Source organism: Streptomyces sp. NPDC048419, from assembly GCF_043200415.1.
In the GTDB taxonomy this organism is placed as follows: domain Bacteria; phylum Actinomycetota; class Actinomycetes; order Streptomycetales; family Streptomycetaceae; genus Streptomyces.
In genome coordinates this window covers 453,887-472,987 of the sequence record NZ_JBICXT010000002.1, presented here as the reverse complement: position 1 = coordinate 472,987, position 19,101 = coordinate 453,887, and the positions used below count along the sequence as shown (strand labels likewise).

General features: G+C 71.2%; 20 protein-coding genes and 1 tRNA gene. 7 read left to right on the top strand and 14 right to left on the bottom strand.

The features are described from left to right. Nucleotides 1–243: 243 nt before the first annotated feature. Nucleotides 244–2,403, bottom strand: a complete 2,160-nt coding sequence (locus ACGFYN_RS06100) for a GTPase (protein ID WP_393864547.1) — start codon at nucleotides 2,401–2,403, stop codon at nucleotides 244–246. 3 nt (nucleotides 2,404–2,406) lie between these two features. Beyond that, entirely contained in the window at nucleotides 2,407–4,014 is a 1,608-nt protein-coding gene (locus ACGFYN_RS06095) for a dynamin family protein (protein ID WP_393864546.1), read from the bottom strand. Between the two features lie 319 nt (nucleotides 4,015–4,333). Here ACGFYN_RS06095 and ACGFYN_RS06090 point away from each other — a divergent pair. Next, a tRNA-Arg gene (locus ACGFYN_RS06090) sits at nucleotides 4,334–4,406 on the top strand. A gap of 69 nt (nucleotides 4,407–4,475) precedes the next feature. On the opposite strand, the gene ACGFYN_RS06085 is transcribed toward ACGFYN_RS06090, so the two are convergent. From ACGFYN_RS06085 to ACGFYN_RS06065, 5 genes are all read right to left on the bottom strand, one after another. Then, nucleotides 4,476–5,969, bottom strand: coding sequence for an LCP family protein (locus ACGFYN_RS06085; RefSeq protein ID WP_393864864.1), 1,494 nt, complete (start codon nucleotides 5,967–5,969; stop codon nucleotides 4,476–4,478). 464 nt (nucleotides 5,970–6,433) lie between these two features. Next, a complete protein-coding gene (tatA, locus tag ACGFYN_RS06080) occupies nucleotides 6,434–6,631 on the bottom strand; it encodes a Sec-independent protein translocase subunit TatA (protein WP_393864545.1) in 198 nt (65 codons plus the stop codon). An 83-nt stretch (nucleotides 6,632–6,714) separates the two neighbouring features. Further along, a complete protein-coding gene (gene mgtA / locus ACGFYN_RS06075; RefSeq protein WP_393864544.1) occupies nucleotides 6,715–9,333 on the bottom strand; it encodes a magnesium-translocating P-type ATPase in 2,619 nt (872 codons plus the stop codon). Further along, entirely contained in the window at nucleotides 9,326–9,688 is a 363-nt protein-coding gene (locus ACGFYN_RS06070; RefSeq protein ID WP_393864543.1) for an ArsR/SmtB family transcription factor, read from the bottom strand. Before ACGFYN_RS06070 ends, mgtA begins: the two co-directional genes overlap by 8 nt. Nucleotides 9,689–9,784: 96 nt before the next feature. Beyond that, the gene (locus tag ACGFYN_RS06065; RefSeq protein ID WP_393864542.1) at nucleotides 9,785–9,952 is read right to left on the bottom strand and encodes a hypothetical protein; all 168 of its coding nucleotides are present in this window, start codon (nucleotides 9,950–9,952) and stop codon (nucleotides 9,785–9,787) included. 131 nt (nucleotides 9,953–10,083) lie between these two features. Here ACGFYN_RS06065 and ACGFYN_RS06060 point away from each other — a divergent pair, with 131 nt between their 5' ends. Both ACGFYN_RS06060 and ACGFYN_RS06055 read left to right on the top strand, forming a co-directional pair. After that, nucleotides 10,084–10,557 (top strand): SAM-dependent methyltransferase, encoded by a 474-nt coding sequence (locus tag ACGFYN_RS06060; protein ID WP_393864541.1) that lies wholly within the window; start codon nucleotides 10,084–10,086, stop codon nucleotides 10,555–10,557. Between the two features lie 32 nt (nucleotides 10,558–10,589). Beyond that, complete coding sequence (locus ACGFYN_RS06055) at nucleotides 10,590–11,582, top strand: D-2-hydroxyacid dehydrogenase family protein (protein ID WP_393864540.1); 993 nt, start codon at nucleotides 10,590–10,592, stop codon at nucleotides 11,580–11,582. On the opposite strand, the gene ACGFYN_RS06050 is transcribed toward ACGFYN_RS06055, so the two are convergent. The 6 genes from ACGFYN_RS06050 to ACGFYN_RS06025 all read right to left on the bottom strand — a co-directional run bounded on the left by ACGFYN_RS06050 (nucleotide 11,567) and on the right by ACGFYN_RS06025 (nucleotide 15,907). Continuing rightward, the gene (locus ACGFYN_RS06050) at nucleotides 11,567–12,436 is read right to left on the bottom strand and encodes a tyrosinase family protein (RefSeq protein ID WP_393864539.1); all 870 of its coding nucleotides are present in this window, start codon (nucleotides 12,434–12,436) and stop codon (nucleotides 11,567–11,569) included. The two genes, ACGFYN_RS06055 and ACGFYN_RS06050, sit on opposite strands and share 16 nt — an antisense overlap. Further along, nucleotides 12,420–12,935, bottom strand: coding sequence for a tyrosinase family oxidase copper chaperone (locus ACGFYN_RS06045; protein WP_393864538.1), 516 nt, complete (start codon nucleotides 12,933–12,935; stop codon nucleotides 12,420–12,422). Before ACGFYN_RS06045 ends, ACGFYN_RS06050 begins: the two co-directional genes overlap by 17 nt. Before the next feature lie 109 nt (nucleotides 12,936–13,044). Further along, nucleotides 13,045–13,626 (bottom strand): vitamin K epoxide reductase family protein, encoded by a 582-nt coding sequence (locus ACGFYN_RS06040; RefSeq protein WP_393864537.1) that lies wholly within the window; start codon nucleotides 13,624–13,626, stop codon nucleotides 13,045–13,047. After that, the gene (locus tag ACGFYN_RS06035) at nucleotides 13,626–14,129 is read right to left on the bottom strand and encodes a DUF5949 family protein (protein ID WP_393864536.1); all 504 of its coding nucleotides are present in this window, start codon (nucleotides 14,127–14,129) and stop codon (nucleotides 13,626–13,628) included. The genes ACGFYN_RS06040 and ACGFYN_RS06035 overlap by 1 nt, the downstream gene beginning before the upstream one ends. A 256-nt stretch (nucleotides 14,130–14,385) precedes the next feature. After that, entirely contained in the window at nucleotides 14,386–15,045 is a 660-nt protein-coding gene (locus tag ACGFYN_RS06030; RefSeq protein WP_393864535.1) for a hypothetical protein, read from the bottom strand. A gap of 106 nt (nucleotides 15,046–15,151) precedes the next feature. Continuing rightward, a complete protein-coding gene (locus ACGFYN_RS06025) occupies nucleotides 15,152–15,907 on the bottom strand; it encodes a beta-glucanase (protein WP_393864534.1) in 756 nt (251 codons plus the stop codon). 277 nt (nucleotides 15,908–16,184) lie between these two features. On the opposite strand from ACGFYN_RS06025, the gene ACGFYN_RS06020 reads away from it, so the two are divergent. The 4 genes from ACGFYN_RS06020 to ACGFYN_RS06005 all read left to right on the top strand — a co-directional run bounded on the left by ACGFYN_RS06020 (nucleotide 16,185) and on the right by ACGFYN_RS06005 (nucleotide 18,107). Then, entirely contained in the window at nucleotides 16,185–16,571 is a 387-nt protein-coding gene (locus ACGFYN_RS06020) for a hypothetical protein (protein ID WP_393864533.1), read from the top strand. Nucleotides 16,572–17,026: 455 nt separating this feature from the next. Beyond that, on the top strand, nucleotides 17,027–17,347 hold the full coding sequence (locus ACGFYN_RS06015; protein WP_393864532.1) for a hypothetical protein: 321 nt from the start codon (nucleotides 17,027–17,029) through the stop codon (nucleotides 17,345–17,347). Nucleotides 17,348–17,409: 62 nt separating this feature from the next. Next, nucleotides 17,410–17,727 (top strand): hypothetical protein, encoded by a 318-nt coding sequence (locus ACGFYN_RS06010; RefSeq protein ID WP_393864531.1) that lies wholly within the window; start codon nucleotides 17,410–17,412, stop codon nucleotides 17,725–17,727. A gap of 59 nt (nucleotides 17,728–17,786) precedes the next feature. After that, nucleotides 17,787–18,107, top strand: coding sequence for a hypothetical protein (locus tag ACGFYN_RS06005; protein ID WP_393864530.1), 321 nt, complete (start codon nucleotides 17,787–17,789; stop codon nucleotides 18,105–18,107). 447 nt (nucleotides 18,108–18,554) lie between these two features. Here the strand turns inward: ACGFYN_RS06005 and ACGFYN_RS06000 are convergent, their stop codons facing one another. Next, on the bottom strand, nucleotides 18,555–18,884 hold the full coding sequence (locus ACGFYN_RS06000) for a hypothetical protein (RefSeq protein ID WP_393864529.1): 330 nt from the start codon (nucleotides 18,882–18,884) through the stop codon (nucleotides 18,555–18,557). Between the last annotated feature and the right edge of the window lie 217 nt (nucleotides 18,885–19,101).

The window sequence follows — 19,101 nt, the reverse complement described above, 5'->3', positions numbered from 1 at the left end:
CCGTGTGTGCCGTGATCGCCGCAGAGCCAGACTGCCTCCGCCGGGCCGAGCCCGCTGAGCCCTGTGGACTATCCACCGCCTGTGGATAACTTCGTCACCTGGACGAGCGCCCTACCAAAAACCCCTAGCGAACACCCCTACCGAACACCCCCGCCAAACGCCCCTGCCAACACTCGGCCGAGCATCCGGACACGTGGGCGCAGGACGACCCTGACGAGTGATCATGGGACGGCGGGCCGGCCGTCACACTCCGGCCGTTCCCACCCCCGTCACCCGCCCGTACTGCTCGCGCACCTCCCGGTACCGCAGCAGTTCGGCCGCCACCGGATCCAGCACCCGGGCTCTCCCGCACCCGGCGGCCGCCTCCCGCAGACGCCGTTCCGCCTCGGTGCCGTAGCGGCGAGCGGGGCCGCGTGCGGCCATGCGGCAGCTCCATTCGACGATCGGCCCCCCGATGATCCCGGCCAGCATCAGCAGCACCGGCACGCCCAGGTTCGGCGCCATGAACCCGACGATCTGCCCCAACAGCCACAGTCCGCCGACGACTTGGAGGAGCGTCATCGACGCCTGGACCAGTACGGCCGCCGGCCACCAGCCGGGCCGCGGCGGACGGCCCGGCGGCAGACCCGTCCGTGTCGCCAGGGAGTCCAGCGCCTCGGGCAGCCCCTGAGAACCACGTACGGCCGCCTCGCGCACCGCCTGCGCCCAGGGTGCGGGCAGCCCGGTCGAGGCCCGGTCGGCCAGTGTCCGTACCGCCTGCTCGACCCGCTGGCGGGCCGTGGCCTCCTCGTCCGTCTGGGCGCGCAACGACAGCCGCCCCGTGGCCGGTTCGGACCGGTCCTGGTACCACCGCCACAGGCGCAGCCAGGGCGTTCCGCAGGCGCGGTTGGCGTTGCGCAGCCAGGCCCGTTCGGCCGCCTCGCCCGCGGCCGAGGCACCCACCGCGTCCGCGAGCCGGGCGGCGAACTCGTCGCGCGCTTCCTCGCTCAGGCCGGTCCGTCGCCGCGTGGCGTAGAGGGGCCGGAGCCCCGCCGCGGCGGTGTCCAGGTCGGCCGCGATCCGGCGCGCGGGCGCTCCTCGCTCCGCCACGAACTGGCCGAGCGCCTCGCGCAGTTCCCCGACGCCCTCACCGGTGAGTGCAGACAGCCCGAGCACGGTCGCACCGGGTTCGCCGTACTCGCCCAGCGCGATGCCGTCCTCGTCGAGCAGCCGCCGCAGGTCGTCGAGGACTTGTTCGGTCGCCTCGCCGGGCAGCCGGTCGGTCTGGTTGAGGACGACGAACATGACCTCCGCGTGTCCCGCCATGGGCCGCAGATAGCGCTCGTGCAGCATCGCGTCCGCGTACTTCTCCGGGTCGACGACCCAGATGACGGCGTCCACGAGGGCCAGGACGCGGTCCACCTGCTCGCGGTGCTGCACGGCGGCCGAGTCGTGGTCCGGCAGGTCGACCAGGACGAGCCCGCGCAACTGCGCCTCGGTCTCGGGGTTCTGCAGTGGGCGACGGCGCAGCCGGGGCGGGATGCCGAGCCGCTCGATGAGGCTCGCCCCGCCGTCGCTCCAACTGCACGCGATCGGCGTCGCCGTGGTGGGCCGCCGTACGCCGGTCTCCGAAATGGGCACCCCGGCCAGCGCGTTGAAGAGCTGCGACTTGCCGCTGCCCGTCGCGCCCGCGATGGCGACGACGGTGTGCTGTCCGGACAGCCGGCGGCGCGCCGCCGCCTCGTCCAGCACTCGGCCGGCCTCGGCGAGCGTCCGGCTGTCGAGCCGGGTGCGCGAGAGCCCCACGAGTTCCCGCATCGCCTCGAGCCGCGACCGCAGGGGAGCGTCGTACACGAGCGGTCCCGCGACCTGGGCGCCGTATCCCCGCGTCTCCACGGGGAGGACATGCTCGGCCACGGCGGTCTCCTCGCTCACGCGCCGCGCGATCAGCCCGTCGTCCCAGGCCCCGCCGGAATCCGTGGCGTCCGTACGAGCGGAGTCCCCGCGACGGGAGGTGTCACCGCGCTCCACGCGCGCGTGGCTGTCGTTCTCGCGCCCGCCACCCTTCTCCGCTCGCTTGCTGTCGCGCCTGCCGCCGTCGGACTCGCGCCCCGAGGCTTCCGCCTCCCCGGTGCGCCCCTTTCCGCCCTTCCCGAAAATGCGCCTCCCGGTGTTGCCCTTTCCGGAGGAGCCCCCTTCGGAAGTGCCTTTTCTTGAGGCGCCTTTGCGTGAATCGCCCGCCTCGGAGATGTCCGCTCCAGAGGTGTCCGCCCCGTAGGACTTCTTCCCGGAGGCCTTCTTCCCGGACGTTCCCTCCTCGGAGGCGCCCTCATCGGGACGCTCGGAACGCCCGTCCCCGGTGGCGCCCTTGTCGCCTGCTTGATCGGCGTGATCCGTGTGGTCCTGGTCAGTGACGGCAGTCACCGGTCACCTCTCCTTCTGCAGTACGGACAGCGCGGCGATGAGTTCGGCCTGGGGCTCGGGGTGGACGTCGAGGGCGTCGAGCGGCGCGAGGCGGCGCTCGCGTTCGGTGTGCATGACCCGGTCGAGGTGCTCGGTGAGCAGCCGCCCGCCGCGGTCGCGCAGGCGCAGCGCCCCGTGTGCGCCGATCCGTTCGGCGAGGCCCTCTCCGGCCGAGCGCGCCCGGCGGCCGCCCAGCAGCACCGTGGCGACGAGCACAGCGATGAGCTCGGGGTCCGGCGCGACGTTGCGGTCGAGCTCGCGCACCTCCTCCTCGGCGAACTCCTCGAGTTCGCGCCGCCACCGACGTACGGCGAGCCCGATGCGGTGTTCGGCGCTCTCCAGGGACGGGTCGCGTTCGGTCAGCTCCGGTGCGCGCGCCGCGGGTTCGCGCCGCCAGGCGTCCTCGACGCGCTCGTCGGCGGCGGCGACGGAGCACAGCAGGAGGGCCGCCAGGCTCTCCACGAGCGCGTCGAGGAGCTCACTGCCGGAGCAGTCGAGCGGGAACGCTCGCCACCGCTTCAGCGCGTCCCCCGCGAGCACGGCGCCGGCCTGCAACCGCCCCCGCACGCGCGCGTGCTCGCTGTCGTACGCCGTCTCGACGGCGGAGGTGAGCCGCAGGGCGGCCGCGTACTGGGCGGCGGCGGCACTGGCGAGTTCGGGCATCCGCGCCTTGAGGGAGTTGAGCACCCCTTGTGCGGTACGGGCCATGACGTGCTGACGGGCGGCCGGGTCCTGCGCCAGGTGCACCAGCCAGGTCCGCAGCGAGGCCACGGCGGTGGCCGGCAGCAGCCCGCTGCCCCAGGCGGACTCTGGCAGTTCGGGCACCGTGAAGCGCGGCACGTCGCCGAGGCCCGCCTTGGTGAGCAGCGCGCCGTACTGCCGGGACACCTCGGAGACGACCTGGTGCGGCACGCGGTCGAGCACCGTCACCAGGGTGGCGTCGTACTCCTTGGCGGTGCGCAGGAGATGCCAGGGGACGGCGTCGGCGTAGCGGGCTGCCGTGGTGACCATGATCCAGATGTCGGCCGCGCAGACGAGTTCGGCGGCCAGGACGCGGTTGTCGGCCACGAGGGAGTCGATGTCGGGGGCGTCGAGGAGGGCGAGGCCGCGCGGCATCGTGTCGGCGGTCTCGACGCGCAGTACGCGCGCGGGGTCCTCCCCGGGGAGCAACAACTCGTCCCCGGCGTCCTGATGGGGCACCCACACGCGCGTGAGATCGGGCAGCACCCTCATCCCGCTGAACCAGTGATGGTCCTCCGGATGGCACACCAACACCGGTGTCCGCGTGGTTGGCCGCAGCACGCCCGCCTCGCTGACGCGCCGTCCCACGAGCGAGTTGACGAGGGTCGACTTGCCGGCACCGGTGGAACCGCCCACCACGGCCAGCAAGGGCGCTTCGGGCTCCTTCAACCGGGGCACCAAGTAGTCGTCTAGCTGTGCGAGCAGTTCGTCGCGGTTGGCACGCGCGCGTGGAGCTCCCGCCAGAGGGAGCGGGAAGCGAGCGGCGGCGACACGGTCGCGCAGGGCGGAGAGTGCGTCGAGCAGCTGAGGCCGTACGTCCAAGGTCACCACATGCGAAGAATGCCCAATTTTAGGGGAATTCTGAAGCATATGAGCATGTCTGCGCGCCGATAGGACACAAGGGACGGAAGGGATGACTGGGACGCGGGCACAGTCCAGGCATAACGAGTGCACAACACCCGGTGCGCCAGAGCCCAAAAGCGGTGCACGATTCGTACCTGCCTGCGATTATCAGGACCGCTTCACCGAACCTCCACATCGAGCCACGGAGGCGAAGCAACAGGGACATGGACGCGGCAGCCCTATCCTTGTCCCCGGCGACGTCACGGATCAGCCCGCACCGGGCACCACGACAGAGGCCACACACCCGGCCCCCGTAGCTCAGTGGATAGAGCAGGCGCCTTCTAAGCGCTTGGCCGCAGGTTCGAGTCCTGCCGGGGGCGCACCGTCTCCGCCCTCCCTTCCGGGAGGGCTTTTTGCTGGCCGGGGCGGCGGAGCCGTGCCCGGGCCCGCTACGGCGCCGAGTCCTTCTTCGTGGATGCAGCCGCGTACGCCTGCGCCGGGGTCATCGGGACGCCGTTGATCTGCACCGTCTTGTAAGGGCTCACCTTGGCGCAGCTCTTGGCCTTGTCGGCGGTCTGGGCGTGGGCGTCGGCGACCGCCGCGTGGGTGTCCGCGTGGGCCGAGGACGAGCCGCCCGAGGAGCCGTAGGCGGTGCCGGTCGGCCAGTCGCTGCCGATGACGAGGACCACACCGGCCGTGCTGCCCTGGGTGAGGTGCGAGGCGGGCAGACCGAGCGCTTCGGCAGCCGTCTGGGCCTGCGCCTTCTGGCCGGGGCCGTAGGTGATCGTCGTCTTCGAGGACTGTGCGGGGGCATTGCCGGTCGTCGTGTTCTGGCTGAAGCCCTTGGCCGTGAGGGCCTGGGCGATCACCGAGGCGCGTCCGGCGGTGGTGGTGCCGTTCTCGACCTCCACGGCGACCTCGGAGGCCGGCACGGTGGCCACGGCCGACGGGGACGCGGACGTCGCGGACTTCTTCTTGCCGTTGCTCGACGTCAGGGACTGATCGCCGGCGATGGTCGCGAAGAGCGACTTCGCGGCGGCCGCGGGCACGACACGGTCGGCGTTGGTCGGGTCGGCCGCCGTCTGCATAGTCGTGAACGTCATCCGTTTCGACGGCACCTTGTTCAGGTCGGTCGCCAGGTCGACGAGCTTGCTGACGCTGCCGAGGCCGGTGTCCACGGTCAGCGCCTTGGTGGCGGCGTCGGCCAGCGAGTAGACCTTGGCGGGGTTGGCCAGGGTGCCCGCGCTCTTGAACTTGCGGATCATGGCGCCCAGGAAGAGGTGCTGGGAGACCGTACGGCCGAGGTCGCTGCCGTCGCCGAAGCCGTGCCGGGAGCGGACGAACTCGAGGGCCGCCTCGCCCTTGAGGGTGTGCGTGCCCTTGGAGAGCTTCAGGTGCGAGTACGTGTCGTAGACGTTGTCGCTGACACACACCGACACCCCGCCCACGGCGTCGGACATCTTCACCACGCCGGAGAAGTCGAGCATCACGAAGTGGTCGATGGTGATGCCGGTGAGCTGGTGGACGGTGTCGACCTGGCAGGCCGCGCCGTACTGGAGCGCGCTGTTGATCTGCCCGTGGAAGCCGGGCGTCGACTGTCCGGTGTCCGAGTCCTTGCAGGCGGGGACGTCGGTCATGGTGTCGCGCGGGATGCTCATCACCGTGGCGTTGGAGCGGTCGGCGGAGACGTGCACCACCATCTCCACGTCCGCGTTGTGCCCGGCGGTCGAACTCGCCGAGCCGCAGCCGCCGCCCAGCTTGCAGTCGGCGGCGTTGTTCCGGCCGTCCGAGCCGATCACCAGGATGTTGATCGGGGTCCGGCCGAAGGCGTCCGCCTTCTCCTGGCCGCCCTTGCCGTCGAGCGAGACGCTGTTGATGTTGCCGTTCAGGTGCTCGTAGAGCCACGCGCCCGCACCCGCGGTGACCAGGATCAGCGCCGACACCGTGAGCAGGGCTATGCGCGCGAACCTCCTGCGCCGGACTGCGGGCTTGGCCCGCCGGTTCGAGCGGCGTCCCCGGGAGTGCGTCGCCTGCCGGGCGGCCGCCCGGCCTCCGTGCGACGGGCGACGGGGTCCGTCGTCGTCCGCGTGGCGCTGGCGCGGCACGGGCGCCGAGCGATCGCGTACGGCGGACCTGTCGCGCGCGGCCGAGCGGGCACGTGTGGCCGAACGGCCGCGGCCTTCGCCCCAGGGGTCGCTCAAATCCCACTCCCTCTGCTCTGGCCGACGCCAATCGCCGGCGCGACGGCCGGGAGCAGGACACCGCCCCGCACGTCAGGGCGCACCCCACGGATTGGATGATTGCGCAATATAGCAACTGTGTCTGAGCGCGCAGGTGGTTTACACCACACGCACACGCTGCGACAACGCGGTTACAGTGCGGCTCCCCCGGCCCCCACGCCCCGCGCTCAGTGGATCGTGCCGTCCCCGGGCGCGGAGTGCACGGCGCCGTCGTCGTCCTTCATCGCCTTGGCCTCGCTCTTGAGGATGCGCATCGACTTGCCCAGCCCGCGGGCGGCCTCGGGCAGCTTCTTCGATCCGAAAAGCAAGATGATGACGATCGCCACGACCAGCAGGTGCCACGGTTCCAGTCCGTTGCGGAGCATGCCGCCCACCCTTCTCCACGGTTAATGGTTGCTACATTGCGCAACTGTACAACCAAGAAAACCGAGTCCGGTTCGGCAAGACGCTAGATGCGCCGCTCGTCCCGCGCCCGGACCGCCACCAACCCCACGGCGTACAGGGCGAGTACGGCCGCCAGCAGCAGGTAGTACAGCAGCGGCAACGGCGACAGCCCGAGCAGCGGCCCCGCCGGAGACACCGGCAGCAGCAGCCCTACGGCGGCCAGCGCGCCGGCCGCCCAGCCGATCGGGCCCGGGCCTCCCCCGGCCACATGCCGCCGCCCGGCGCGCAGGAGCACCATCACCAGCGCCTGCGTGAGCAGGTTCTCGGTGAACCAGCCGGAGTGGAACGCCGAGGCGTCCGCCAGCCCCTCGAACCCGCTCAGAGCGAACGCCAGCACCCCGAAGGTGGCGAGGTCGGCAACCGCGTTGAGGACGCCGAAGCCCGTGATGAAGCGCAGCAGCCGGCGCGGGCGCAGCACGGTCGGACGGCGCAGCACCGAAGGATGCGGCCGGTCGTGGGTGAAGGCGAGCTGGGCCGCGTCGAAGCACAGGTTCTGCGCCAGCACCTGCGCCGGGAGCATCGGCAGGTAGGGCAGCAGGAGGCCGGCCGCGAGCATCGCGATGACGTTGCCGAGGTTGGAGGACAGGGTGATGCGCAGATACGTGGCGATGTTGCCGCCCGCGTACCGTCCGGCCGCGATGCCGTGGTCGATCGCCGTGAGGTCCTTCTCGGCGAGGACCAGGTCCGCGCTCTCCCGCGCGACGTCCACGGCGTCACGCGGTGCGATGCCGACGTCCGCGGCGCGCAGGGCGGGCAGGTCGTTGACCCCGTCGCCGAGGTGGCCGACGGTGTGCCCGCTCGCGCGGAGCGCGGTGGCGACACGGGCCTTGTGCTCGGGGGCGCAGCGGGCGAAGACGACCGTACGGGCGGCGGCCTCGGCCAGCTCGCCGTCGGTCAGGCCGTCGAGGCGCTCACCGGTCAGGACGCCGCCCGGCGGCACGTCGATGCCCAGGTCCTGGCAGGCGCGCACCGCGGTGCCCGGATGGTCACCGGTGAGGACCCGTACGGACACGCCCCGTCCCGCGAGGACCCGCAGCGCCGCGGCGGCGGTCGGGGCGAGCGCGTCCTTGAAGGTGACGAAACCCCGGAATTCCAGGCCCCGTTCATCGGCCGGCGTGTACTCACGCGTGCGTGCCGTGCGCCCGGCGGTGGCGACCGCCAGCACCCGCAGCCCCTCGTCCGCGTGCCGTGCGGCGAGCGCGAGCAGTTCCGCGCGCTCCTCGTCCGCGAGGACACAGCGCTCCAGTACGGTCTCGGCGGCTCCCTTGACGACCAGGGTGTGCACGCCCAGCCGGCCCGGCGTACGGACCACGGCGGTGGCAAGGCGCCGTAGCGGATCGAAGGGCAGGGCCGCCACGCCGTCGCAGGCCATGACGTCGTCCTCGTCGGCGGCGTCCAGCAGCGCGTCGTCGAGGGCGTCCGGTGCGGGCAGGTCGGCGAGCTGGAGGGTCCACCAGGCGTTCACCGCGGCCCAGCGCAGCACCTCGGGGTCGTCCCGCCCGCCGGGGCCGAGGGCCTGGTGCAGGACCGGGCGGTCCTGGGTGAGCGTGCCGGTCTTGTCGAGGCACAGCACGTCGACGGCGCCGAGGTCGTGCAGCGCGGGCAGCCGCTTGACGATCACGCCGTGCTGCCGGGCCAGCAGCGAGGCCCCGCGCGCCAGGCACAGGGTGACGATGACCGGCAGCATCTCCGGCGTCAGCCCGACGGCGACCGCGACGGCGAACGGCAGCGTCTCCGGGCCGCGGTCGCGCAGCGCGGCGCCCGCCATGAGGACCAGCGGCGGAGTCAGCAGCATGAACCGGATGAGGATCCAGGAGATCCCGTGCACCGACCGGTCGAAGGCGCTGGCCTCCCGCCGGTCGTCGTCACCGCTGTGCGCGGCGGCGAACCGGGTGCGCGCGCCGGTCGCCAGAACCACCGCGGTGGCGCTCCCGGAGGCCACACTGCTGCCCTGGAAGCAGAGCTGCGGCCGGTCGAAGCCACCGCCGCCGGCCGTGGCCGCCGCGTCGTCGGCGTCCTTGGCCACGGGCGCCGACTCGCCCGTGAGCGGCGCCTGATGCACGGTCAGTCCCTGCGCGCGCAGCAGCCGTACGTCGGCCGGGACCAGGTCGCCCGGTCCGAGCCGGATCACGTCCCCGGGCACCAGCTCGTCCACGGGGATCTCCCGCACGTCCGGCGGCAGGTCCTCCCCGTCCCGGCGCAGAACGGTGGCCGTGGTGGCGACCAGGCCGCGCAGCCCGGCCATGGACCGGTCGGCGCGGTGCTCCCCGGACGCCCGCAGCGCGCAGCTCACCGCCACCAGCAGGAGGATCACGCAGGCGGTGCCCCAGGAGGCGACGGCCGCCGAGACCAGGCCGAGGCAGAGCAGTACGGCGGTGAACGGGTCGCGCAGACTCCGCAGCAACGCCGTCGGCCAGGAGGACTCCCGGTGCCCCGGCAGCGTGTTGGGGCCGACGCGGGCCTGCCGCTCCGCCGCCTGCGCCTCGGTCAGGCCGCGCGGGCCGCTGTCCAGGTGCCGCAGCGTCTGGAGCAGGGTCGCCGCACCGGGCTCCCCCACCGCGCCGAAGACCCGGCCGACGGATGCGCCGTCCGCGGGTTCCGGGGCCGCGGCGCTGTCAGCCACCGGTCCCGCGCAGCCTGTGCACGGGCGCGGAGGCCCCCTCGGCCCGCGCCGACAGCTGGCCCACCATCACCCGGACCACGGTCACGACGTCGGAGTCGTCCACGAAGTAGATCTGGCGCCGGCCCTCGCGACGGGAGCGCACCAGTCCGGCGAGCTTCAGCTTCGCCAGATGCTGGCTGACCGCGGGCAGCGCGCCGCCGACCCGGTCCGCGAGATGCGTGACATCGCTCTCGCCCTGCGCCAGCGCCCACACGATGTGCAGCCGGGCCGAGGACGCCAGCAGCCCGAAGGCGGCGGCCGCCTCCGTGAGCACCTCGGCGGAGGGATCCTCGAAGCCACCGGTGTCTGCCGCCACAGTCCTACTCCCGTCCCGCCCTGTTCCGCGCGCCGCACCGCGCCCGTTCAGTCTAGGTGTCCGTACGAGCACGTCCGGACCCCTGTGGACAGAGGCTCACTCGATCCGCGTGGCCGCCCACGCGGCCCGCTCCCGGCGCATGGCGTTGAACCGCGGCCCGTACTCCAGCGCGATCCCGCAGTGCACAGAGAGCCGGTCGTCGCCCCGGTCCACCGACGCCGCCGATGCCGCCGACTCCGCCGGCTCTCGCACGCGCGCGTGCACGACCGGACCGCGGCCTTCGCCGTGACCGCGGCTACGCCGCCCAGTCCGGGCCAAGGCGCGGCAGCTCGCCGGCCGAACGCCCATCACGCACAATTGCCGGCACAAGAACCCGCCGACGAAAGGCAGTTGCCGTGCCGGAGAACACCGCAGTGGTCGTCCACCCGGTCGCCCGGGTGATCGGCGGCCGCGAGGAGGTCAGGGACGACGACTGGGGTCCGGTGACCTCCGTCATCCGCCTGGACGCCGACCGCTTCGGCCCCGACGCGCTGGCCGGCCTGGACGCCTTCTCCCACCTGGAGGTCGTCTACCACTTCGACCGCGTGCCGGAGGGGAAGATCCAGACCGGCGCCCGCCATCCGCGCGGCAACACCGACTGGCCCCTCGTCGGCATCTTCGCTCAGCGCGGCAAGAACCGCCCCGGCCGCCTCGGCGTCTCCCGCTGCCGCCTGCTGCACACCGACGGGCTCGACCTGCACGTCCAGGGCCTGGACGCGGTGGACGGCACCCCCGTACTCGACATCAAGCCGTACATGGCCGAGTTCGGCCCGCAGGGACCCACCACCCAGCCCGACTGGGCCACCGCCCTCATGCGGGACTATTACTGACCTGCACCGAGACACCGACGAAGGGACCCGCCGTGCGGCTGCGCTGCGCTGTGCTCGACGACTACCAGCAGGTCGCGACCGAGATCGCCGACTGGTCGCCCGTGGCGGACCGGGTGGAGACCGTCAGCTTCCCCGGGCACTTCGCCGGCGAGGACGAACTGGCCGCCGTCCTCGCCGACTTCGACATCGTCGTCACCCTGCGCGAGCGGGTCCCCTTCCCGGCCTCCCTGTTCACCCGCCTGCCCCGGCTGAAGCTCCTCGTCGCCTCCGGGATGCGCAACAGCGTCATCGACCACGCCGCCGCCGAGGCGCACGGCGTCACCGTGTGCGGCACCGCCAGCACCTCGACCCCGCCCGTCGAACTGACCTGGGCCCTGCTGCTCGGCCTGGCCCGCGGGATCGTCGAGGAGACCAACTCCCTGCGCTCCGGCGGGCCTTGGCAGCAGACCGTGGGCGCCGACCTGCACGGCCGCCGGCTCGGCCTGCTCGGCCTCGGCAAGATCGGCAGCCGGGTCGCGCACGTGGGCCTCGCCTTCGGCATGCACGTCAGCGCCTGGAGCCAGAACCTCACCAAGGAGTACGCCGACGAGGTGGGCGTCCAGCTCGCCGCCTCCAAGGAGGAGTTGCTGTCGGACAGCGACTACGTCTCCGTCCACCTGGCCCTGAGCGACCGCACCCGCGGCCTGCTCGGCCCGGCCGAACTCGCCCTGCTCAAGCCCACGGCCTACCTGGTCAACACCTCCCGCGCGGCGATCGTCGACCAGGACGCCCTGCTCGCCGCACTGCACGAGGGCCGCATCGCCGGCGCGGGCGTCGACGTCTTCGACACCGAGCCGCTCCCCGCCGATCACCCGATGCGCACGGCCCCGCGCCTGCTCGCCACCCCCCACCTCGGCTACGTCTCGCGGTCGAACTACGAGACGTACTACCGCGAGGCGGTGGACGACATCCGCGCGTTCCTGGACGGAGAACCGGTACGGCGCCTGGGCCGAGAGCCCGGCCCGGCCGGTCAGGCGTACCGGTAGATCCCGCTCACGTCCTCCATCTCACGCGGCGTGACGCTCCACGGCGGCATGCTCTCGTTCCGGGCCACGATCCGCCCGTGCTGGTCGTCGCCGGCCCCAGGCGGAGCGGCCGGCAGATAGCGCGCGCTCTTCCGGTGCCGCTGCTGCCACCGGGTCCACTGCATGTCGACGAAGGCGTGGTGCAGCCAGAACACCGGGTCGTTGACGGACGCACCGCCGAGCATGGCGCCGCCGACCCAGCGGTGCACGAGGTTGTGGTTGCGCCAGGCGACGTGGTCCCTGCCGGTCCCCCACCCCTCCAGCTTGTTGCGGAACCCCTTGGTACAGGTGGAGTCCCAGGGCGAGGTGTCGTAGACCTTGTCGGCGAGTGCCGCGTCCAGGTCCTTCTTCGTCGGCAGCTCGATGGGGTCCCGGGGGCGCCCGAAGTTCCGGGTGAGGAACGCGCCGTCGGTGACGCCCTCCTTGATCGGCCAGTAGCCCTGCCCATAGGCGAACGGCCCGCTGACGACCTGATGGTCGGGGCTGCGCCCGTTCCCGCCGAGCAGGTCGTCGGTCCAGGGCGTGGCCGTCGTCGAACGGTCCCGCGTCCAGTCCCAGTACGGCACCGTCACCGACGGGTCGACCCGCTGCAGCGCCCCCTCCAGGTCCAGCAGGAAGCGCCGGTGCCAGGGCAGGAAGGAGGGCCCCATGTGCGCCGCGCGCAGCCCCTTGTCGCCGTCGGCGGTGTAGTAGGAGATGTGCAGCCGTACGAACTCGTCGTACACGCCACGCCATTTGATCTCCAGCAGCGCGTTGACGAACCGCCGCCGCTCGTCCGCCGTCAGCTTGCCCACGTTCTTACGCACGTACGCCATGCTGTCCCCCCATGTGCCCCTCCCGCTCGCCGAACGGACTCGGCGCCAGATCGCGCAGCCGCCGCCCGGGCCCGAGCTCGTCGACGGCCGCCCGGGTCGCCTCCAGCGAGGTCCGGTACGAGCTGTAGTGATCGACCATGGTCAGCCAGGTGCCGTCGGCACGGCGCATCAGATGCAACGGATGGCCGTCCACGGTGACCTCCCACGCGCACCCCTCGGGCCCGTACGCCCCGCCGGCCTCCGGTGTGCCCTTGATGCGACGGCCGTGGTACACCTCATCGAAGGCCTGCTCCTCCATGTCCCGCGGGCCTTCGCCACCGGCCCCGGGCCGCGGGGCGCGCGTGGCGGCGACCAGCGGGGCGAGCGCGAGGGCCGCGGCGGAGGCGAGCAGCCCGCGCCTTATCACCCGCCATGTCCGCCGCTCCGGCACGTCGTCGGCCCGGATACCGGTCTCCTGCTCCGCGCCCGTCGGCGCACCGTCGTCAGCACTGACCGTCATGGCTCACTCCTTCGGACAGACCCTGATGTCCGCAGCGGTAAACCACAGGTCGGGTCGCACCGTCACCACCGATACCGCCAAACGGCCCTTTCCTGGCACTCCGTAGAGGTCAGCCGGTCCAGAAGTCCCACCAGCGCGTCAGGATCAGCATGCCGACGACGCCGATGTGCAGGACCGGCAGCACCCAGGTGAACTCCGCGAAGAAGCTCTTCACCGGGCCTGGCGCGGGCAGGAAGCCGGCCCGTACGACGAAGGACGTCACGTACCAGAACAGCAGGATCGTCGCGGCCCAGGCCAGACAGCACCACAGGCACAGCGCGTTGATCCGGTACAGCGACTCGAACTGGAGCCAGGACACGAACCCGATCCCGAACAGACAGCCCGCCCCGAAGGTCAGCCAGTACCAGCCGGGGAACTCCGCGCCGGCCAGCAGACTCATGCCTACGCAGATCACGGCGGCGTAGGCCACCAGGCCCAGCATCGGGTTGGGGAACCCGAAGACCGAGGCCTGGGCGCTCTTCATCACGCTGCCGCAGGACACCACCGGGTTCAGGCTGCATCCCGGGACGAAGGCGGGGTTCTTCAGCAGCTTGAACTCGTCGATGGTGATGACCCAGGAGGCCAGCAGCCCCGCCGCGCCCGTGAGCACCAGCAGCACGGCGAGCGCGGGGCCGCTCCCGGCCCGCCGCATCAGGCGTGCGGGCCCTGCGTCGGCAGGACGACGTGTGCGGCGGCCCGCAGGGTCTGCTCGGCGCCGACGAAGGAGGTCAGCGCCTCGGGCTCGATCGGCAGACCCGGTCTGCCCTCGGGCCAGGGGCGGGTGGTGAACACGAGGTAGGCGTAGCCGCGTTCGGCGACGGCCGTCAGCCAGGCGGGCGGAGCGGCGCACCGGGCGCCCAGCTGCGGCAGGTCGACGACGGCCTCCCCGCCCTCGACGCGCAGCGTGATGGCCAGACCGGTTCCGGCAGCGGTCCCGTCGACGAGTGCTCCGCCGGCCGTCAGCCCGTTGCTCGCCAGCAGCCCCTCGACCGCGGCGGCCGTCGCCTGCGGGCCGCCCTCGGCGTCCCCGAGGGAGTAGGCCAGCAGATACGGCATGTCGGCACCGTCGGCGGCCCCGCTGCTCCAGGGCAGCAGGACGAGCGTGCCGAGCTGGGCGAGGTCGAAGGGGCGCGTCTCGCTCGGGGTGGAGGTCACCGCGCATCTTCCTTCAGAAGCGTCATCGTGTTCCTTTCGCGGCGTCAGGCGCCGCACGGGAAAAGCTGATGCCACGCTCAACGACTTCCGTCCGGGCCGGAAACCCCGCGCCCGGAAGACATATGAGATCCCCGCGGGACGACGACGGTGCAAAAACTCCGCCGCCGGACCGTCATGAGAGACGGCCCGGCGGCGGAGTGCACGAACTCACTTCACCTCATTTGATCACTGGATCACCGAAGGCGCATCAGGAGGCTCACCCCACCGGCAACGGCAGCGACGGCAGGGTGGGCAGACCCGGCAGGTTCGGGGCGGGCAGTCCGCTGTTGAGCAGCGTCGCGGCGAGGAAGTTGACCACCGTGGTCAGCACGCCGGTCACCGCCGGGACGACCTTGCTCCCATCGCCGGAGGTCACCGCCGCGAGCAGGGTGTCCAGCGCCTTCTGCAGACCGGCGAGCGCATCGGCCTTGAGGTCCTTGGGCGCAGGGTTCTTCCCGTGGGCGCCCTGCTGCGAGAGGGACGGCAGCTTCACCGGCGAAGCCACGGTGGAGTTCGGGGGAGCGACCGGCGCGGTCGCGGCACCGGGCACGGTGGAGGCCGGCGCGGTGATCTTGGTGATGGCGTCCTTCACGGCGGTGATGAGCTTCTGCGCCTCGTCGGCGGAGAGTTGGCCGTTGTCGGCCTTCAGTACCGCGTCGAGCAGAGCGGAGACCGGGGTGAGCACGCTGCCCAGGTCACCGAGGCTCTTGACCTGGGCGAGCAGCGCGTCCGCGCCGGGGACGGGTGCTCCCCGGGACGAGGCATGGGTGCTTTCCCGGGCCGTGTCGGCCGCGACGGCGGCGGGACCGGTGATGCCGACCAGAAGGGTGGCGCAGAGGGCGGTGGCCGCGATACGCCGTGCGGACAGACCACGCATGGGTGTTCCTTTCGAATGCGTCGGATCTTGAGCCCACGGTGAAATCGCCCGTCGCGGTCTGCAACCGCTGACACCCCGTTGGAGGGACGGCCGCCGGGCGAACCCCTCAGCGGTACACGCGCAGATGGTCGACGGCGAAGGTGACCGGCTCCTTGCCGGAGGGAGCCGGGTGGTACTCGCCCGCGCTCAGCGAGAGGTTCAGGATCAGGTACGCCGACCAGCCGCGGCCGACGCCGGTGCCGTCCCGGAAGACCCGCTCGCCGTCCACGTACCAGTCGACGGAGCGCTGGCCGTAATGACTGCCGAGGGTCACCCACCCGTCCGGGACGACCGTGTCGGCGTCGGTGTAATACGTGCAGGCGTCGTTGACATGGTTGGACAGCTCCAGCAGATGCGGGTTGTCCGGGTGATACTCGAAGGTGTCGACCTCGTTCCCGCCGTCCTTCCAGGTCCACAACGCCGGCCAGGCGCCCGCCCGGCACGGCAGCTTGACGCGGACCTCCGCGTAGTCGCCGGTACGCACCTGGAAGCCCTCGTCGGAGTACTCTGTGGTGAGCAGGCCGGTCCGCCAGGCCTGCCGGCCGTTCTCGAGGGTGTGGTGCGCCGGGGTGGCGGTGAAGGTGGCCACGCTGCCCGACACGGTCACGCAGCCCGGGTCGAGCCAGTCGAGCTTGTTGTCGTCCGGGTTGTGACCGGCGTAGCGATAGGCGCTGGTCCTGTCACCGACCCACCTCGTGCCCCAGGCGATCGGGATGTCGAACTCCTCCGACCAGACGAGCGACTTCCCGAGAGCCGATCCGGTGAACCCGGCGGCCCCGGCGGAGGACGCGGTCGGCGTGTATTTGCTGCTGTCGGCGGTCATGGCCGCGAGGGTAGGGCCGTTCGGCGGCCGGCCCCGCCGAAGCACCGGGCACCCCACTGGAATTCCTCCCCCGGACTACCCGTGTGGCCGACACCCGGCGCACCATACGATCAATCGATTCACCGACGATGTGAATCCCTCGGCAAGACGTCTTGGGAAAGCATTCTTCACTCCTCCGAATTTCATGCGTATGGAGTAACGCGTCGATTTGCACAGTGCATCGACTGCTATGTTCTCCAGCCGTCGGATCAGAGGTAACTTTCAACCGAGGTGAATCATGAAGAAGGCAGTTTTCACCACTGCTGCATTGGCCATCGGCGCGGGGCTCGTGGGCGGTGCCGCAGCCGCGGCGTCGGCCGCCGTCGCGCCCGCCCCCTCGGCCGGCCTGCTCGGCGTCATGTCGCCGACCAAGGTCACTCCGGCGGTCGTACCGGCCGCCGACGTCGTCACGCGCATCGCCCGGGACGGCAAGATCACCAACGGCAGCGCGTTCGACGAGAAGCCTTCGGGCGGCGCCTCCGGCGTCTACCTGGACGGCATGGACCCGAACGCCGGCAAGCAGCCCACCATCCCGGTGCACAACCCGGCCGGCCGGGGTTCCGTCCAGGTCCACCCGCTGCAGGCACCGACGTCCGCCGGCCTCGGCAGCCTGCTCGGCAAGTGACACCAGGCAGACAGTAGGAGTCGGCAGCACCGGCGAAAGCCCTCACGGCTTCACGACGCTTTCGCGGCCGTGACCCAAGACCGACACCGCGCCCGGGACTCGGCGGAGCGAACCCGCCGGGACCCACGCAGCATCTCTCCGGCCCACCGGCCCTCTCCCTTCCGGTGGGCCGGAAACGCGTCGGCCCCCAGTCCCTACGGCCCCCGCACGGCCCGTCCTGGACCGGAGTGCGCCCGGCTTTCCCCGCCCGGCCCCCGTCCCGGCCTTTCGGATTGTCGTTCATTTGGGCCGCAAGGATTCCCTCTCCATTCCCCGTTGACACTGCCGGGGCACCAGACATTGCGCCATCCGATGGAATCAGCCCTGTTTAGCCGCTCTTCCCGTGACTTATACGCGCATATCAAGGTTTCCTGGTATGCAAGCGTGCGCAACCGTGAATTGAGGAAGGAACTGAGTTGCCCAGGAAGTTCGCGGTCATCACTGCCCTCACCCTCGGCGCTGTGGTCAGCAGCGTCGGAGTTGCTTCGGCTCACGACAACAACACCGAAATCAAGGGTGGTGGCGGTTTCTCGTCGTCCCCGGTGGTCGTGAACGCCCCGCAGCAGGGTGTTCTCATCGTCAACGGCACGGTCGTCGACGGCCGTTGCATCGCGCCATGGTCGAACGGAGCGGTTCTCGCGGGCGTTCTCGCCCCGAACTCGCACTACGCCGCCTGCAACACGGCGGACATCGACCAGTCGCAGAACGCCCCCCACGTGGGTGGCCTGCTCCTCTGACCCCTGCCCGAGCAAGTCGGATCAGGTGCAACACCCACATTCAGCTCTGAAAGGCGCAACTCATGCGTAACAAGGTTACGGCCATTTCCGCCCTCGCCGCCGGCGTCGTCCTCGCCACGGCAGGCACCGCCGCGGCCGACAACTGCACCACCGTCAAGGGTGGTGGCGGCTTCTCGTCCTCCCCGGTCGTCGTGAACGCCCCCCAGCAGGGTGTCGCCGTCGTCAACGGCACGGTTGTCGACGGTCGTTGCATCGCTCCGTGGTCCAACGGCGCCGTCCTCGGCGGCGTCCTCGCCACGAACTCGCACTACGCCGCCTGCAACACGGCGGACATCGACCAGTCGCAGAACTCCGCCTACAAGGGCGGTCTGCTCCTCTGACCTGTTCCGAGTCATTCGGAACACGGAAATCCCCAACTGCCCACCGAAAGGCGCATCTTATGCGTAACAAGGTTACGGCCATTTCCGCCATCGCCGCCGGCATCGTCCTCGCGACCGGTGGGGCTGCCGCGGCCAGCGACAACAACACCGACGTCACCGGTGGCAACGGCTTCTCGTCGTCGCCGGTCGTCGTGAACGCCCCGCAGCAGGGCGTTGCCGTCGTCAACGGCACGGTTGTCGACGGTCGTTGCATCGCTCCGTGGTCCAACGGTGCCGTTCTCGGTGTCATCCTGGCCCCGAACTCGCACTACGCCGCGTGCAACACCGCCAAGGTCGACCAGTCGCAGAACTCCGGGTACGCGGGTGGCCTGCTCCTCTGATCTGCCTTTTCGCCCGATGGCGGCCCGCCGGAACTCTCCGGTGGGCCGCCATCGGCTTTTCCGTGCCCGGGTCGCGAACAGAACCCGAGTGGCACGGACAGAAAAAGGCCGCGGGGCCTGTCAGCGTCTGCTGCAAATGACGCCGACAGGCCCCGCGGTCAGGAGGCGGCCGGCGAAGTCCGGCAGGTTCGTCGCTCGAAGGGGCGGCCAACAAGGAGGAAAGGCGCCCGTCCGCCACGACATTCCTGCCGGCGCTCCGCAATGCGGTCCACGCCGGGCTGTTCCAATGGGATCAACGGCACCGCGCCGGTAACGGTCACTGCCTGTCCTTCGTTTGGCCCAGCGCACAGGGATTGCGCTCCCCCGGGAAATACCGAAGGGCCGGCTCCCGGAATGGAGCCGGCCCTGATCGTCGAACCCGAGGGCGCGCAGTACCGCCCCTGTCGGCTACTTGCCGAGCGGAAGACCGCCGAGCAGCTGCCCGTCGACGGAACCCGGCAGAGCGGGCTGCGGCAGGGCGCCGCCGACGACGGGGGTCTTCACTCCGGCGCCCTTCACGCTGGTCTTCACGCCGTCCTTCACGTTCTGCGCCACCTGCTCGACGTCCTTGCCCACGTAGTTCGTCGACACCTTGGCTGCCGTGGGGACGCCGCTCGCGACGGTCTTTCCGCTGTCCACCAGGCCCTGCGCCGGCATGTCCAGCGCGACAGCCGGCACGGCGACGCCGGCCACGGCCAGGGAGCCTGCGACGACGGCGGCAGCCTTCAGAGTCTTCATCGTGTGCCTTTCTTTTGTAAGCCTCACTTCCCCCCGCCTAACGAGGGTCGGACGTCCTGGAAACCCTGTCGCCTGCAGTTCGAGGAACTCATACGAACGGACCTGCAAGGGTCGCTGCTCCATATGGGTGGCCGAAGATGACAAATAGCCCATGGAAACGCCACCATTCCGACACAGTTGGCGGGTTCGCGGCTAAATACGGATGAGCGGCTAGAGT